The sequence below is a fragment of the Enterobacter sp. EGD-HP1 genome (assembly GCF_000733275.2).
In the GTDB taxonomy this organism is placed as follows: domain Bacteria; phylum Pseudomonadota; class Gammaproteobacteria; order Enterobacterales; family Enterobacteriaceae; genus Enterobacter.
The window spans coordinates 1-17,030 of sequence record NZ_AVOP01000001.1 but is presented as its reverse complement, the minus strand read 5'-3'; the positions used below and the strand labels follow the sequence as shown (position 1 = coordinate 17,030).

Annotated in this window: 14 protein-coding genes; 8 read left to right on the top strand and 6 right to left on the bottom strand. The window is 56.3% G+C overall.

Annotated features, from left to right (window positions below; all coding sequences use genetic code 11):
- The first annotated feature begins 65 nt into the window (after positions 1-65).
- Complete coding sequence (locus N037_RS00075; RefSeq protein ID WP_032638185.1) at positions 66-776, top strand: YnfC family lipoprotein; 711 nt, start codon at positions 66-68, stop codon at positions 774-776.
- 151 nt (positions 777-927) lie between these two features.
- Here N037_RS00075 and speG read toward each other — a convergent pair whose 3' ends face one another.
- Together speG and N037_RS00065 are read right to left on the bottom strand one after the other, a co-directional pair.
- Positions 928-1,488 carry a spermidine N1-acetyltransferase gene (gene speG, locus N037_RS00070; protein ID WP_023335540.1) on the bottom strand — a complete coding sequence of 187 codons (561 nt, stop codon included), beginning with the start codon at positions 1,486-1,488 and terminating at the stop codon, positions 928-930.
- On the bottom strand, positions 1,488-1,826 hold the full coding sequence (locus N037_RS00065) for a DUF1283 family protein (RefSeq protein WP_023335541.1): 339 nt from the start codon (positions 1,824-1,826) through the stop codon (positions 1,488-1,490). Before N037_RS00065 ends, speG begins: the two co-directional genes overlap by 1 nt.
- A gap of 152 nt (positions 1,827-1,978) precedes the next feature.
- Between N037_RS00065 and N037_RS00060 the strand changes: the two genes are divergently transcribed.
- From N037_RS00060 to N037_RS00040, 5 genes are all read left to right on the top strand, one after another.
- The gene (locus N037_RS00060; RefSeq protein ID WP_021241222.1) at positions 1,979-2,305 is read left to right on the top strand and encodes a YnfA family protein; all 327 of its coding nucleotides are present in this window, start codon (positions 1,979-1,981) and stop codon (positions 2,303-2,305) included.
- A 111-nt stretch (positions 2,306-2,416) separates the two neighbouring features.
- A complete protein-coding gene (gene manD / locus N037_RS00055) occupies positions 2,417-3,631 on the top strand; it encodes a D-mannonate dehydratase ManD (protein WP_032638183.1) in 1,215 nt (404 codons plus the stop codon).
- Positions 3,632-3,645: 14 nt separating this feature from the next.
- A complete protein-coding gene (locus N037_RS00050) occupies positions 3,646-4,665 on the top strand; it encodes a Zn-dependent oxidoreductase (protein ID WP_032638182.1) in 1,020 nt (339 codons plus the stop codon).
- Between the two features lie 72 nt (positions 4,666-4,737).
- The gene (locus N037_RS00045; RefSeq protein ID WP_032638181.1) at positions 4,738-6,105 is read left to right on the top strand and encodes an MFS transporter; all 1,368 of its coding nucleotides are present in this window, start codon (positions 4,738-4,740) and stop codon (positions 6,103-6,105) included.
- A gap of 220 nt (positions 6,106-6,325) precedes the next feature.
- A complete protein-coding gene (locus tag N037_RS00040; RefSeq protein ID WP_032638180.1) occupies positions 6,326-7,789 on the top strand; it encodes a mannitol dehydrogenase family protein in 1,464 nt (487 codons plus the stop codon).
- A gap of 43 nt (positions 7,790-7,832) precedes the next feature.
- On the opposite strand, the gene ydfZ is transcribed toward N037_RS00040, so the two are convergent.
- Entirely contained in the window at positions 7,833-8,036 is a 204-nt protein-coding gene (gene ydfZ / locus N037_RS00035; protein ID WP_032638179.1) for a putative selenium delivery protein YdfZ, read from the bottom strand.
- A 286-nt stretch (positions 8,037-8,322) separates the two neighbouring features.
- Between ydfZ and N037_RS00030 the strand changes: the two genes are divergently transcribed.
- Positions 8,323-8,754, top strand: a complete 432-nt coding sequence (locus N037_RS00030; protein WP_023335546.1) for a universal stress protein — start codon at positions 8,323-8,325, stop codon at positions 8,752-8,754.
- Positions 8,755-8,788: 34 nt separating this feature from the next.
- Here the strand turns inward: N037_RS00030 and N037_RS00025 are convergent, their stop codons facing one another.
- Both N037_RS00025 and ydfG read right to left on the bottom strand, forming a co-directional pair.
- Positions 8,789-9,475 (bottom strand): GntR family transcriptional regulator, encoded by a 687-nt coding sequence (locus N037_RS00025; protein ID WP_032638178.1) that lies wholly within the window; start codon positions 9,473-9,475, stop codon positions 8,789-8,791.
- Positions 9,476-9,566: 91 nt separating this feature from the next.
- Positions 9,567-10,313 carry a bifunctional NADP-dependent 3-hydroxy acid dehydrogenase/3-hydroxypropionate dehydrogenase YdfG gene (gene ydfG, locus N037_RS00020; RefSeq protein WP_023311558.1) on the bottom strand — a complete coding sequence of 249 codons (747 nt, stop codon included), beginning with the start codon at positions 10,311-10,313 and terminating at the stop codon, positions 9,567-9,569.
- Between the two features lie 142 nt (positions 10,314-10,455).
- Here ydfG and dcp point away from each other — a divergent pair, with 142 nt between their 5' ends.
- Entirely contained in the window at positions 10,456-12,489 is a 2,034-nt protein-coding gene (gene dcp, locus N037_RS00015) for a peptidyl-dipeptidase Dcp (RefSeq protein WP_032638177.1), read from the top strand.
- A gap of 649 nt (positions 12,490-13,138) precedes the next feature.
- Here dcp and N037_RS23245 read toward each other — a convergent pair.
- On the bottom strand, positions 13,139-17,030 hold a 3,892-nt coding region (locus N037_RS23245; protein WP_072163833.1), incomplete at its 5' end, for an autotransporter outer membrane beta-barrel domain-containing protein.

The window sequence follows — 17,030 nt, the reverse complement described above, 5'->3', positions numbered from 1 at the left end:
GGCTTCGTGTAAACAACTGTATTTGCTAATATGATTGGGAATAATCTCCCTGTACGGTAATAAATGTGAAGAAATACGCAGCGATAACGCTACTGGCAGCAGCACTGGTGGGGTGTGACAACAGCTCCACGCCGCTGTCGTTTACGCCAGAGATGGCGAGTTTTTCAAACGAGTTTGATTTTGATCCTCTGCGCGGCCCGGTCAAAGACTTTACCCAGACGCTGTTCAATGAGAAGGGGGAAGTGTCCAAGCGGGTTACCGGCACCGTGTCGACGGAAGGGTGTTTCGATACGCTGGAGCTGCACGACCTGGAGGCCAACACCGGCGTGGCGCTGGTGCTGGATGCCAATTACTACCTTGATGCGGAAACTCAGCAGCGAAAAGTGAAGCTGCAGGGGAAATGCCAGCTGGCCGAACTGCCGTCAGCCGGGGTGACGTGGGATACCGACGACAACGGTTTTGTGGTGGCGGCGCACGGCAAAGAGATGGAAGTGAAGTATCGCTACGATGCGGATGGCTACCCGCTGGGCAAAACCACCGTCTCCGGCGATCGGCATCTCTCCGTCCAGTCAACGCCGTCTAAAGATGTTCGCAAAAGGATGGATTACACGGCAGTGAGTATGTTGAATGACAAGCCGATGGGCAACGTCAAGCAGAGCTGCGATTACGATCGACACAATAACCCGGTGAGCTGCGATCTGACGATCACGGACGACAGCGTCAAACCTGCCGTTGAGCACAAGTACACCATCAAAAACACGATTGAATATTATTGAGAGGAAAGTGCATTTTGTGCGTTTCGCCCGGCGGCGCTACGCTTGCACGGGCCTACAATGAAGCGTGCAACATATTGATATTCTTGCACCATGTAGGCCGGGTAAGCGCAGCGCCACCCGGCAAGAACGGCTCAATGGGGGGGCATTACTCTCACTGCGCGGTAGGTTTCAGCAGGCTGGCGCCTGACGGCTTGTGTCCGGCCAGGTGCTGATGCTGGAAGATACACATGCGAATGGTATTGCGGTATTCACCGTTGATAAAGAACTCGTGAATCAGCTCGCCTTCCACCATAAAGCCCAGCTTGCGGTAGATATGGATCGCTTTCTCGTTCTCTTTGTCCACAATCAGATAGAGCTTGTAGAGATTCAGAACGTTGAACCCGTAATCCATTGCCAGCTTCGCTGCCCGTGAGGCAAGGCCTTTCCCCTGATGCTCAGGGGAAATAATGATCTGAAACTCCGCCCGACGGTGAACATGGTTGATTTCTACCAGCTCCACCAGTCCGGCTTTTTCACCTTCACACTCCACCACAAAACGACGTTCGCTCTGATCGTGAATATGCTTGTCGTAGAGATCCGACAGCTCGACAAAGGCCTCATAAGGCTCTTCGAACCAGTAACGCATCACGCTGGCGTTATTGTCGAGCTGGTGGACGAAGCGCAGGTCCTCACGCTCCAGCGGACGGAGCTTAACGTCACACGAAGCCGACATTACGGGGCTACCGTGCGGCCGGTGCGGCGATCCAGGCAGCGCAGGGTGTTAGGCTCCCAGTAGGCATTGACGTTCGCACTTTGCTGACACTTGTCGCGCGCGTCAAAAGCGACATCTTCTTTGTCCCACTCTTTTTCAGCACGTTTGTTGACCTTCTGACGAAGGTTACGGGTGTCATTCCATTGTTCTTTGTCCATAGCGGCGTTCTGGCGGCTTTGCGCGCTGTCACCAGACTCAATAATGAGCTTGCTGGTTTCCGCTGTCGCAGAGGCGGCAAAGGCGAACGATGACAGCGCCAGCAGGGCTGTCAGACAAAGGCGTTTGCTTAATGTGGTCATAGCGTTTCCTTTTATATGGGTGCAGATAATCAAGTTACCCCGTACAGATTCTACACCAAAGCGAAATGACGGCATACCCGCGGGGCAAGTATGGAAAAGTAAAGGGCATCATCAGGTATGATGTCTAAATAAATCCTCACCTGATGTGAAATATGCTTAAAACAACGCTGCTTTTTTTTGCTACCGCGCTATGCGAAATCATCGGCTGCTTCCTGCCCTGGCTCTGGCTCAAAAAGGGCGGATCCGTATTGCTGCTCATTCCGGCAAGCGTTGCGCTGGCCCTGTTTGTCTGGCTGTTAACGCTGCATCCGGCTGCCAGCGGCCGCGTCTACGCCGCTTACGGCGGTGTCTATGTCTGTACCGCGCTGCTGTGGCTACGCGTGGTGGACGGCGTCAAGCTCAGCGCCTACGACTGGGCCGGCGCGCTGATTGCCCTGTGCGGTATGCTGATCATTGTGGCGGGATGGGGGCGGGCCTGAGCTCCCGGTTTTTGTGATCGTCAGCTGATTTCACGATCGTTATACTTGTATGGTAGTAGGGTTGGTGGGTAAATTTCGAGCATCACAACGAACGATGTAAGGAAAGGAATTATGAAGATTGTCGCGGCTGACGTGTTTGTTACCTGTCCGGGGCGGAACTTTGTCACCCTGAAAATCACCACCGATGAGGGGATTGTCGGCCTCGGTGACGCTACGCTGAACGGACGCGAGCTCTCCGTTGCCTCATACCTGAAGGATCACCTTTGCCCTCAGCTGATCGGCCGCGATGCGCACCGCATCGAAGACATCTGGCAGTTCTTCTATAAGGGCGCCTACTGGCGTCGCGGCCCGGTCACTATGTCGGCCATCTCCGCCGTGGATATGGCGCTGTGGGACATCAAAGCCAAAGCGGCCAACATGCCGCTCTACCAGCTGCTGGGCGGCGCATCCCGTGAAGGGGTGATGGTCTATTGCCACACCACCGGTCACACCATTGACGACGTGCTGGAAGACTACGCTCGTCATAAAGAGATGGGCTTTAAGGCGATCCGCGTTCAGTGCGGCGTACCGGGCATGAAAACCACCTACGGCATGGCCAAAGGGAAAGGGCTGGCCTACGAGCCTGCGACCAAAGGCGACTGGCCGGAAGAGCAGCTGTGGTCCACCGAAAAATACCTCGATTTTACACCGAAGCTGTTCGACGCGGTGCGCAGTCAATTCGGCTTTAATGAACATCTCCTGCACGACATGCACCACCGCCTGACGCCAATCGAAGCGGCGCGCTTCGGCAAGAGCATCGAGGAATTCCGCATGTTCTGGATGGAAGATCCAACGCCTGCGGAAAACCAGGCCTGCTTCCGCCTGATCCGCCAGCATACCGTGACGCCAATTGCGGTGGGGGAAGTGTTTAACAGCATCTGGGACTGCAAGCAGCTCATCGAAGAGCAGCTCATCGACTATATTCGCACCACCCTTACCCACGCGGGCGGGATCACCGGGATGCGTCGCATCGCGGACTTTGCCTCGCTCTACCAGGTGCGTACCGGCTCGCACGGTCCGTCGGATCTCTCGCCCGTATGCCACGCCGCCGCGCTGCATTTCGACCTGTGGGTGCCGAACTTCGGTGTGCAGGAGTACATGGGCTATTCCGAACAGATGCTGGACGTCTTCCCGCACAGCTGGCGCTTTGATAACGGCTATATGCATCCGGGCGACAAGCCGGGGCTGGGCATCGAGTTTGATGAAAAACTGGCAGCGAAGTATCCGTACGATCCTGCCTATCTGCCGGTGGCCCGTCTTGAAGACGGCACGCTGTGGAACTGGTAAACGAGGAGCGAACGATGAAAAGCGTAGTGATTCAACAGCCGAACGAACTGGTGATTGAAGAGCGGCCCCGCCCGGAGCCAGGCGCAGGCGAAGTCCGCGTCAAAATCACGCTGGCGGGGATCTGCGGTTCGGACAGCCATATCTTTCGCGGCCATAATCCGTTTGCGAAGTACCCACGCACGATCGGGCACGAGTTCTTTGGCGTGATCGACGCCGTGGGCGAGGGTGTAGACAGTGCCCGTTTGGGCCAGCGCGTTTCGGTTGATCCGGTGATCAGCTGCGGACACTGCTACCCATGCTCCGTGGGTAAGCCTAACGTCTGCACCTCGCTGGTGGTGCTGGGCGTACACCGCGACGGGGGCTTCAGCGAATATGCGGCAGTGCCCGCTAAAAATACCTGGCCTATCCCTGATGACATTCCTGATAAACACGCCGTCATGGTGGAGCCCTTCACCATTGCCGCCAACGTGACGGGGCAGGCCAACCCCACCGAGCAGGACGTTGCGCTGATTTACGGCGCAGGCCCGATGGGGCTGGTCACCGTGCAGGCGCTGAAAGGCGTCTATAAGGTGAAGCAGGTAATCGTGGTTGACCGTATAGACGAACGCCTGGAAATGGCCCAGCGCAGCGGCGCGGACTGGGTGTTGAATAACGGCGAGCAGTCGCTGCAGGCCGCGCTGGACGAAAAGGGCATCAAACCGACGTTAATCATTGATGCCGCCTGTCATCCAACGATTTTACAGGAAGCAATAACCCTGGCCTCTCCGGCGGCGCGCATCGTGCTGATGGGCTTCTCCAGCGAGCCGAGCCAGATTGTCCAGCAGGGCATCACCGGCAAAGAGCTGGCGATTTTCTCCTCGCGCCTCAATGCCAACAAATTCCCGGTCGTCATCGACTGGCTTAAGAAGGGGCTGATCGACCCGGAAAAACTGATCACCCATACCTTTGACTATCACCATGTAACAGACGCCATTGAACTGTTTGAGAAAGACCAGCGGCAGTGCTGCAAAGTTTTGCTCACGTTCGGACAATAATCCTATACGCGGTTAAGAGCCTGCGCAGACAGGCTCTGGTGGTACGCATCTTACCTTTCAGAGATAGCCATTATGACGCAAGCACAACCTCAAAGAACCACCTCCGACCTGGTGAAAGCCGCCGTTTCCGGCTGGCTGGGCACCGCCCTGGAGTTTATGGACTTTCAGCTTTACTCGCTGGGGGCCGCCCTGGTCTTCCATGAGATCTTCTTCCCGGAACAGTCAGCCGCGATGGCGCTGATCCTCGCGATGGGGACCTACGGCGCAGGCTACATAGCACGTATTGTCGGCGCCTTTATCTTCGGCAGAATGGGCGACAGCATTGGCCGTAAGAAGGTGCTGTTTATCACCATCACCATGATGGGGATCTGCACCACGCTGATTGGCGTCCTGCCAACCTATGCGCAGATTGGGATTTTTGCCCCGGTTCTGCTGGTGACGCTGCGTATCATTCAGGGGCTCGGGGCCGGGGCGGAGATTTCCGGGGCCGGGACCATGCTGGCGGAGTACGCGCCGAAAGGCAAACGCGGCATCATCTCCTCGCTGGTGGCGATGGGCACTAACTGCGGGACGCTGAGCGCCACGGCGATCTGGGCGGTGATGTTCTTTGCTCTCGATCGTGAAGAGCTGATCGCCTGGGGCTGGCGCGTGCCGTTCCTCGCCAGCGTCGTGGTGATGATCTTCGCCATCTGGCTGCGTATGAACCTGAAAGAGAGCCCGGTGTTCGAGAAAGTGAACGACGCACAAACCGTGCAGCCGGACACTTCGCTGGGTTCAATGATGAAAAGTAAATCTTTCTGGCTGGCGACCGGCCTGCGCTTCGGTCAGGCGGGCAACTCGGGGCTGATCCAGACGTTCCTTGCCGGGTATCTGGTCCAGACGCTGCTGTTCGATAAAGCCATCCCTACCGATGCGCTGATGATCAGCTCCATTCTCGGGTTTATCTCCATTCCGCTGCTGGGCTGGCTTTCCGATAAAGTGGGACGCCGTCTGCCGTACATTATCCTCAATATCTCCGCCATTCTGCTCGCGTACCCGATGCTGTCGATCATCGTCGATAAGAGCTATGCGCCGGGGACAATCATGCTCTCGATCATTGTTATCCATAACGTCGCCGTTCTCGGGCTGTTTGCGCTGGAAAATATCACCATGGCGGAGATGTTTGGCTCACGAAATCGCTTTACCCGTATGGCTATCTCGAAAGAGGCGGGCGGTCTGGTGGCGGTGGGCTTTGGTCCGGTACTGGCGGGGATCTTCTGCAATATGACCGGCTCCTGGTGGCCGATTGTCGCCATGCTGGTGGCCTATTCCGTGATTGGGCTGGTCTCGGCGATCTTGATGCCGGAAGTGCGCGACCGTGATTTGAGCGCGGCGAACGACGCAGCGGAGTCCGCGCCAGAAGCGCGTGTGGGTTACGGCGCGGTCTCTTCACGACGCTAGTGGTTTATAGCTTGCGTGACCTATCACACAACTTTGTGTTTATGTCACACCACATGAGCAAAAGTTAATATAAATCAAAATATCAAACGGCAGTATCAGTATGGTTGATGGCAGTTACTTTTTTACCCCAGCTGCCATTCTAGTTGGTGTAGTCAGCAGGCGCTGCCGCTTCAGAAGGAGCGGCAGCGATCCACAGCTTTCTAATTAACGAGTCTTAATCATGGAAAACACCTTATTAAAGGCCAACGCGACGCTGCCTCAGTACGATCGCGATAGCCTTAAAGCACGCATTGTACATTTAGGCTTCGGCGCATTTCACCGCGCGCATCAGGCGGTGTATGCCGACATTCTCGCCGCCGAGCACGGCAGCGACTGGGGCTACTGTGAGGTTAACCTGATTGGCGGCGAGCAGCAGATTGCCGATCTGAACGCGCAGGATAATCTTTATACCGTGGCGGAAATGTCTGCCGATGCCTGGACCTCCCGCGTGGTTGGCGTAGTCAAAAAGGCGCTGCATGCGCAGGTTGACGGCCTGGAGACCGTGCTGGCAGCGATGTGTGAACCTCAGGTGGCGATTGTCTCGCTGACCATCACCGAGAAAGGGTACTGCCACTCACCGGCGACCGGACAGCTGATGCTCGATCACCCGTTTATCGTCGCCGACCTGCAAAACCCGCACCAGCCGAAATCCGCGCCGGGCGTGGTGGTGGAAGCGCTGGCGCGTCGCAAAGCGGCGGGTCTGCCTGCGTTTAGCGTCATGTCCTGCGACAACATGCCGGAGAACGGCCACGTGATGCGCAACGTCACCTGCGCGTACGCCCGGGCGGTAAACGGCGAACTGGCGGACTGGATCGAGGCTAACGTTACCTTCCCGTCAACCATGGTGGACCGCATCGTGCCGGCGGTTACGCCCGATACGCTGGATAAAATTGAGCAGCTGACCGGCGTACGTGACCCGGCGGCGGTCGCCTGTGAACCGTTCCGCCAGTGGGTGATCGAGGATAACTTTGTGGCAGGACGTCCCGAGTGGGAAAAAGCCGGTGCCGAGCTGGTGTCAGACGTGATCCCGTTTGAAGAGATGAAGCTGCGCATGCTCAACGGCAGCCACTCGTTCCTGGCGTACCTGGGCTATCTGGCCGGATACCAGCATATCAATGACTGTATGGAAGATGAGCACTACCGCCTCGCCGCGCGCGCGCTGATGCTTAACGAGCAGGCCCCGACGCTGAAAGTAAAGGGCGTTGATTTAGGCCGCTATGCCGATCTCCTGATTGCCCGATACAGCAACCCGGCCCTGCGCCATCGGACATGGCAAATCGCGATGGACGGCAGCCAGAAGCTCCCGCAGCGTATGCTGGATTCCGTGCGCTGGCACCTGGTGCATCAGAAGCCTTTCCCGCTGCTGGCGCTGGGCGTGGCGGGGTGGATGCGCTATGTCGGCGGCGTGGACGAGCAGGGTAACGCCATTGACGTGAGCGATCCGCAGCTGGCGGTGATTCAGGCGGCAGTGAAGGGAAGTGCGGAAGGGGAAAGTCGGGTTAACGCGCTTCTGGGCATTGAGGCCATCTTTGGTAAAGCGTTACCGCAGGAGCCGCGCTTCGTTGCTGCGGTGATGACCGCATACCGGTCGTTGCTGCAAAAGGGGGCGAAAGCGACCGTCGCGCAGTACGCGTCTCAACGGTAATTCAGCACATGCCGCCGCGGGCGGCGGCATGTCTGCGCACAGCTTAGTGCATCCCCAGGCGAATCAGCTCAATCGGCTCGAACTTACCTTCGCATCCTTCCACTTCAACCGTTTTGCTGCGGCGCACCTGCGCGGCATCCAGCCCGTCGCTGTGGATCGCTTTAATCAGGCCGGTTTTGCCCGTGCCGCTAATCATGACGCGGCTGCCGGTGGTGATTGCATTGCGGTTACGGTCGTATGTCATCATGGTATATTCTCCTCTCTAACCTGTTCGTTACGGCGCTATTTCAGGTTTGCCGTTCACGGGGCATATAAATACGCCTGTCCGCGCCTCATGTTTTTGTTTTTGATCAAATTCACACTTTTTTCTTTATTTCGTCGTGCGCTGACGGTTGAGGACAGTAATTTACAAAGCAGACCGTTATTTTCATTAACTGATAGTTTCGACAGGGAAGCGTTGAGGGTTGGTTTATATTCCAGATGTCATTCTGGGTGCAGGAAATAACCCTTCATCGGAATAAGGAGTCAGGCTTATGTATAAGAGCATTTTGATGCCTGTAGACGTGTTTGAAATGGATTTGAGCGACAAAGCGGTTCGCCACGCGGCAAACCTGGCGAAGGCAGAGGGCGCGTCGATTACCCTGGTCAACATTCTGCCAGCCAGCAGCCGGTCTCTGCTGCGCGGGTTCAACGCCGATATTAAAAAGTTTGAAGAGTATATGACCGCGGAATCCGGGAAGAAAATGAATGAGTTAAAAAGACTGTTCGATATCGCCCCGGAGAATATTCACAGCATGGTGCGTTTTGGCAACGTCCGCGATGAAATTATCAAGCTGAGCAAGGAGGGGGAATATGATGCGATTGTCATCGGGTCGAAAAATCCGAGCATCTCCACCCATCTGCTGGGCTCAAACGCAGAATCTATTCTGCGCTACGCTACGATCCCGGTGTTAGTCGTTCGCTAATCACGCCGCCGCACCCGCAAGGGGGCGGCGAATATTACTCTTCGCTAAACCACTCGCTATTTTCCTGACGAATAAGCTGAACGGATTCGCTGATCTCCTGCAGATGCAGCGTCATCGCTTTTTCCACGCCGTCCGCATCGCGTTTTTCAAGCGCGCTGAAAATATCATGATGCTGTCGAAGCAACATGTCCGGCGGGGAGACGTGATCGAGACTCATGTAGCGCACGCGGTCAATGGTGGCCTTGATGTTCTCGATGGTGTCCCAGGCCAGCTGACAATCCGCAATCTGCGCCAGTTTCTGGTGGAATTCATCATCAAGCTGGAAGAAATCATTCAGCTGCTTACGGTCAATGGCAATACGCTGCTGGTGAAGGTTCTGCTCCAGCAGGTAACACTGGTTGTCGTTGATAAGCGTTGCGGCACGACGCGCCACCGCGCATTCAATGGCCTGGCGAACGAAACAGCCGTTGCGTACCTGAGAGAGTGAAATTTTGTTCACGTAGCTGCCGCGCTGCGGGCGGATCTGAATCAGTCCGTTCTCAGCAAGCTTAATAAACGCCTCACGGACCGGCTGACGGGAAACGTCAAAACGCACGGAGACCTCTTTTTCAGAAAGCGGCGTTCCCGGTGGGATCAGGCAATGGACAATATCACGTCGCAAAATGCGATAGATTTGCTGGTTTACGGGCTGGGTGGGATTGAGTTGCGATTCAGCGGCCATGAGTTGTCATTTCTCAGAGAGTTAGCCTGAACATACTACCATTCTTTTAGAACCCGAAACAGACCCGGCCCGCAGGCCGGGAAGGGCAGATTTAGCCACGATGGACGCTAAGTCCGGCAAAACTCTGGCTGACTGGCATCATTTCTACGGTATTAATGTTGACGTGTTTTGGCAGCGTCGCCACCCACCAGACCGTTTCGGTCACATCTTCCGGCGTCAGCGCGTTAGCATTTTCGTAGGTTTTGCCCGCTTTCGCGTCATCGCCTTTGAAGCGCACGTTGGAAAACTCGGTGCCGCCCACCAGGCCCGGCTCGATATCGGTGACGCGAATGGCGGTGCCGTGCAGGTCGGTACGCAGGTTAAGGCTGAACTGGCGCACAAACGCCTTCGTCGCGCCATAGACGTTGCCGCCCGCATACGGCCAGCTTCCTGCGGTGGAACCGATATTGATAATGTGGCCGCGGTTGCGCTCGACCATGCCCGGCAGCACCGCGCGGGTCATATAGACCAGCCCTTTGTTGTTGGTGTCGATCATGTTTTCCCAGTCTTCAACGCTGGCTTTGTGCGCGGGCTCCATCCCCAGCGCCAGACCGGCATTGTTGACCAGCACGTCGATGGCGCGCCACTCGGCGGGCAGGTTGGCAATCATCTCTTCAATGGCCGCGCGGTTACGCACGTCCAGCTGCGCGGTCAGGATGCTGTCGCCTAATTCGTCCTTCAGCTCCTGCAGGCGCTCCTGGCGGCGACCGGTCGCAATAACCTTGTGCCCGTTGGCGACGAAGCGACGCGTGATGCTTTCACCAAAACCTGCCGTTGCCCCGGTAACTAAAATAATCATCTCACTGTTCCTCAACGCTTTTTGTGTTGTACTAACATAGCACGGCCGCAGAGGGTGCGTTAAGGCAACATTTGTATGACGGCGTTGCAGGGGATGGCGGCCTGGCCTACTCTGGGAGGATACCCGTACTCAGGAGCGAAAGATGACGGCCACGAATCCCTTTTTTGACATCAGCCTGCTGCCTTACCAGGCCCCCCGTTTTGATGAAATCAACGACGGCCACTACCGCCCGGCCTTTGATGAAGCGCTTCGCCAGAAGCGGGCGGACATTGACGCCATTGTGTCTCAAACCGCTGCGCCAGACTTCACCAACACCGTGCTGGCGCTGGAGAAAAGCGGCGCCATGCTCGCGCGCGTCAGCAGCGTGTTCTTCGCCATGACCTCCGCGCACACCAATGCGTATTTACAGGAGCTTGAGGAGCAGTTCTCCACCGAGCTTGCCGCGCTGGCGAACGATATCTGGCTGAATGACGTGCTTTTCGCCCGCGTGGAGAGCGTCTGGCAGGACCGTGCCGCGCTGGACGCCGAATCCCGTCGGCTGGTCGAGGAGACCTGGCAGCGGTTTATTCTGGCGGGCGCGCGTCTCAATGAAGCAGAAAAAGCCGAGCTGAAGGCGCTGAATACCGAGGCGGCCACCCTGACCAGCCAGTTCAACCAGCGTCTGCTGGCTGCCGATAAGACGGGCGGGCTGGTGGTGGATTACGCGCACCAGCTTGACGGGCTCAGCGCCAGCGAGATCGCCGACGCGGCGCAGGCTGCCGCGGAGCGAGGGCTGAACGATCGCTGGCTGATCCCGCTTCTGAACACGACCCAGCAGCCCGCGCTTTCCGCGCTGCGCAATCGTCAGACCCGCGAAAACCTGTTTAACGCAGGCTGGACGCGCACCCAGAAAGGGGATGAGAACGACACTCGCGAGCTGATCCTCCGCCTTACGGCGCTACGTGCGCGGCAGGCCCGCCTGCTGGGCTTTGAGGATTACGCCAGCTGGAGCATCGCCGACCAGATGGCGAAAACCCCGGACGCCGCGCTGGCCTTTATGCGCGGCATTGTGCCTGCCGCCCGCGCCCGTGCAGAGCGCGAGCAGGCCGATATTCAGAAAGTCATCGACGACGAGCAGGGTGGTTTCACCGTGCAGGCCTGGGACTGGGCTTTTTATGCCGAGCGCGTGCGTCAGGCAAAATATGCCCTCGATGAATCGCAAATCAAACCCTATTTTGCACTCAATACCGTATTGCACGATGGTGTCTTCTGGGCAGCCAGCCAGCTGTTTGGCATCCGCTTTGTGGAGCGCTTCGATATCCCGGTGTATCACCCGGACGTCCGAGTCTGGGAAATTTTCGACCACACCGGTGAGGGCATGGCGCTGTTCTACGGCGACTTCTTTGCCCGCGATTCCAAGCAGGGCGGGGCCTGGATGGGGAATTTCGTCGAGCAATCCTTCGAGTTTGTTGCCCGTCCGGTGATCTACAACGTCTGTAACTACCCCAAACCGGCTAACGGCGGCGTCGCGCTTCTCTCCTGGGATGACGTGATCACCCTGTTCCACGAGTTCGGCCATACGCTGCACGGCCTGTTTGCCAGCCAGCGTTTCGCCACGCTCTCCGGCACCAATACGCCGCGTGATTTCGTTGAATTCCCGTCACAAATTAATGAGCACTGGGCCAGCCACCCGCAGGTGTTTACCCACTATGCCCGCCATTACGAAACCGGTGAGCCGATGCCGGACGCGCTGCGGGAAAGCATGCTCAACGCGACCCATTTCAACAAGGGCTATGACATGACGGAACTGCTGAGCGCCGCGCTGCTGGACATGAACTGGCACGGCATCGGTGAGGCTGTTTCGAGCGTGGAGGATTTTGAAGCAGCAGCGCTGAAAAAAGAGGGGCTGGATCTGCCCGCCGTACCGCCGCGCTATCGTAGCAGCTATTTTGCCCATATCTTTGGCGGGGGCTACGCGGCGGGATATTACGCCTACCTGTGGACGCAAATGCTTGCTGACGATGGCTATCAGTGGTTTGTTGAACAGGGCGGCCTGACCCGTGAAAACGGGCAAACATTCCGCGAGGCGATTTTGTCCCGTGGTAACAGCACGGATTTAGCTGAGCTGTATCGCAACTGGCGCGGGCACGATCCGAAGATTGAACCGATGCTGGAGAATCGCGGGCTGAGCGAATAAGGTCAGGCTCGTCAGAAAAAAGAACCGGGCTTCGCGCCCGGTTCTTTTTGTATTATTCCCGCTACGACTATTCGAATTCAGAATGGATAAATTGCCTGACTTGCAGTATCGAATTGAGGTTAAGTTTGTGCCCGATATTATTGGTGTAGGTATAGATAGTTTTAGGGGACAGGTAAATTTTTCTCGCGGCAGCGTAAGTATCGTCAGTATCCAGCAGGGCGAAAAGGGTCTTCTTTTCCTGGGCTGAAAGCATACTGAGACTCCTGCACCGCGATATGTGGTTCAACGCATACTCAGGAGAATGCATCCGTCCGCAAGTGAGTTGTTTTCTAAACTCCACAAAGCACGATTTCCTGTAGATCGTCACAAGTGGCTCCAGGACCCTTGAACTGACATCCTTGCCACCTATGAAGATCACCTGGTGTTTTTCCGTCAGTTTCTTCCTTTTCAGAAGGTTGTAAATAGCACCGAGGCTTCTGAATGATTCAATATCTACGATGCAAACCTTTCTGCTGGGGGACGCTTGCTGGAGGATGACAGACAGCGCTTTATTCAAAAATACATCTTTCGTCAAAATTATGTGAGGCATAAAAAAACCTGAACATCTCAGAACAAAGTGAAAAGGGGCCCTAAGGCCCCTCTGGTAACATCAGAATCCGATACGGATACCTGCCACACCCTGAATCGGTGTCTCGATTTGGCTGCCCTGACGATAATTAGCCTCACCGTACAAGGTTACGTCTTTACTAACGTTAACCGATGCACCCAGACCGTACTTGCCTGATGTGCCTTTGACGTTGTTGTCAAAGCGATTGCGCTCATTGATCGTGACCTCATTGGAGTTAGCAAACTCCTGCAGCACCGCAGCTGACAGATAAGGTTTGAACTCAGTTGAGCCAATGTTGAACTTACCGGCAATCTTCGCACCGGCTTCACCCGTGACAGAACGCGGTGAGCCCGTATTACCTTTCATGCCGTTACTGAGTTTCACATCCTCACTAGTCATCTGAACAAACGCCAGGCGCGCATAAGGCGTGATGCTTACGTCGTTTTTGAGATCGAACTGATATCCTCCTTCAACGGCGGTACTGAGCGCGTACTGCTTCCAGTCACCGCCGGTTCTACCTCCGTTAGTCATAACTGCTCTCAGTTTGTTGTTGAGACGGTTACCTTTGACTACACCGTCAGCGTAGAACCCACTTGCGTCGTACCAGGTTGCATACAGGCCGAGACCGTAGCTGTCGATTTTGCTTGTACCGCCGCGGGCATGCTTCACTTTGTTATCGCTAAAGGACATGAACGCACCGGTGACAAGGCTGCCCCCCGCAAAGTCTGTCCTGGTGTCAGCGCCGATCTCCATACCGTTCTGGCTAAGCTGATAGGCCGCGCCATTGCTTGTATCAATATCGCTTTTACTTCCGAGGTAGTGTCCCCATACGTTGCTTACTGGTCCGGTTTTATCCAGACTCGCGCGATACGTGCGCAGGCCATCCAGCTCACCGTGGATAACGTTCAGACCGGCATTGGACATGGCCAGAATGGCATCGGTTGCAGGCGTGGTCATTGGCTTCTTGCCGCCATTTCCGTTGCCTCCCGCGTTGCCGTTGTCACCACCGCCCGGGTTCTCACCGCCCGGGTTCTCACCACCGCCAGGGTTCTCGCCACCGCCAGGGTTCTCACCACCGCCAGGGTTCTCGCCGCCACCGGGGTTCTCGCCACCACCGGGGTTCTCACCGCCGCCAGGGTTCTCGCCACCGCCAGGGTTCTCGCCGCCGCCAGGGTTCTCGCCGCCGCCAGGGTTCTCGCCACCGCCAGGGTTCTCGCCACCGCCAGGGTTCTCACCACCGCCAGGGTTCTCGCCACCGCCAGGGTTCTCGCCACCACCGGGGTTCTCACCGCCAGGGTTCTCACCGCCCGGATTCTCACCGCCAGGGTTCTCGCCGCCCGGGTTCTCGCCGCCCGGGTTCTCGCCACCCGGGTTCTCACCGCCCGGGTTTTCGCCGCCCGGGTTCTCACCGCCCGGGTTTTCGCCACCCGGGTTCTCGCCGCCGTCATCTATGGCGCCGAGGTACCAGACGTTACCACCGTTGAGGCCGTCCTTATTCTGTTGGTTGAATAGGGTGTACATATACGTACCGCCGTCCACGACACGGGTGCTTCGCCCGGATGCCGTGACCATTTCAAAATTAATGTCACCACCCTTTTCATGGATGAGGTTTACCGTCAGGTCAGTGTGATCTGATATCTCCTTACCGGAGTCAGCCACGGCTATACCAAAATGACCAGTGCCCTGTTCGATAGTGACGAAGTTGGCTTTACGATCGGCGAGAGATGTGTTCAGGAGGAAGTTTCCGGTGCCATTCAGCTCTGTAATCGTTAGCTTCGCAAATTCACCATTGCTGTTGCGCAGGAAGTTGACGTTGCCGCCTTCCATGATGAGCTTACCGACCTGAGCCGTGTCCGGGCCGGATGTGGCATCTGAAAGGTCGTTAATAGAGAGGGTACCTCCCTGGATGTTGACGTCCGTTGCGAGGGCGCCGGCATTCATCAGCAGTTCGCCACCGGCGCTCACTCTGGTTTCGCCGTCGGCTACTGCACCGGCCCACAACCACGACTGGCCGCCATTGATGGTGGTATCAGTGGTCGTGCCACCACCATAGACATTCTGTTCTCCGCCATTGTGGATAGTCGTAAACATGGCTGAACCGGTATAGTGGATATCCTGAGTACCACTGTTAATGATTGTTGATGTGGCCGCGCCACCTTGGTATACCCTCAAAATACCACCCTCGATGGTGGTGTGATTGGCGGTACCACCTTCGACGTTCTGTTGACCACCATTGCTTATGGTAGTCGAGGTGGCCGTGCCGAAGACCTTCTGTTGCCCATCACTGTTGATTGTAGTAGAGGTGACTATGCCGCCTGCGGAGACGTACTGAGCACCGCCGCTGTTGATTCTGGTAAAGGTAGCCGAGCCGCCACTGGAAACGTACTGCCAGCCGAGACTGTTAAGAGTGGTGCTAGTTGCCGTACCGCCATTCTCAATGTTTTGTCTTCCATACATATAAATGGTAGTGCTGTTAGCAGTACCGCCACTGGATATGAATTGATTACCGCCGCTGCTGATGATAGCTAAGGCGGCCGAGCCACCACTCAAGACGTGCTGTTTACCGCCACTGCTGATAGTGGTGCTCGAGGCAGTACCACCACTGGAAACGTGTTGGGCACCACCGCTGTTGATGATAGTAGAATTGGCGCTGCCGCCATTTGAGACATCCTGCCTACCAGCACTGTTGATCGTGGTTGAGGTAGTCGAGCCCCCACTGGAGACATACTGCCGGGCACCACTGTTGAGCGTGGTAGAGGTAGCCTCACCGCCAGCGAGGACGGTCTGATAGCCCCAGTCATCAATAGTGGTGTCAGTGGCTGAACCGCCACTGGAAACGTGCTGATAACCACCGTCGAGAATGGTACCAGTAGCAGAGCCGCCCTCGACGTACTGATAACCTCCGCGGATGATGGTGGTATGCGTTGCCGAACCGCCACTGGAGACGTGCTGCCGGCCACCACTATTAATGTCAGTAGAGGTGACCAGCCCACCACTGGAGACGTACTGATACCCCCCACTATTGATAGTAGTGGAGGTTGCCTTTCCGCCAGCGAAGACATTCTGCTTACCCCAGGCGTTGATGGAGGTATCAGTGACCGAACCGCCACTGGAGACGTTCTGATAGCCTGTGTAGATGGTCGAGGAGGTGGATGCGCCACCGATATTCGTGGAGCTGGCCTTCCCACCATCATAGACGAGCTGAGAACCACCACTAATTGTGGTACCAGTAGCCGAGCCGCCACTGGAGACATTTTGCTGGCCCTTACTGTTGATGGTCGTTGAGGTGGCAATGCCGCCTGAGATGTGCTGAGTACCACCACTTTTGATGGAAGTTGAGGTTGCCGAACCACCATTGAAGATGCCCTGATATCCACCACTGTTGATGGAAGTTGAGGTTGCCGAACCGCCACTGACGACGTGCTGGGCTCCACCACTGATGGTAGTAGAGGTGGCAGTGCCGCCACTATTGACGTATTGAATGCCCCCATCCTCGATGGTTGTAGATGTGGCCGAACCTCCAGCGTAGATATTCTGAAAGCCCCAGTTATTGATGGTGGTGTCCGTGGCCACACCACCACTGGAGACTTGTTGATTGCCATGGTTGTTAATGGTGGTACTTGTAGCTGAGCCCCCGGACGTTATGGTCTGATAGCCACCACTGTTTATGGTCGTTGAGATGGCAGAACCTCCGCCGTAGATAGTCTGCCGGGTAGATACTACATTTGTAGCCAAACCGCTGATTGTGGTGCCAATGGCCATTCCGCCATTAAATATAGCCTGCTGACCGCCATGATTGATGGTAGTGGAAGTAGCCGAACCGCCACTGGATACGTGCTGATTACCACCGCTGTTGATGGTAGTAGAATTGGCACTACCACCATCGTATATGTACTGGTTGCCATTGCCATTAATGGTGGTCTCAGTAGCCGAG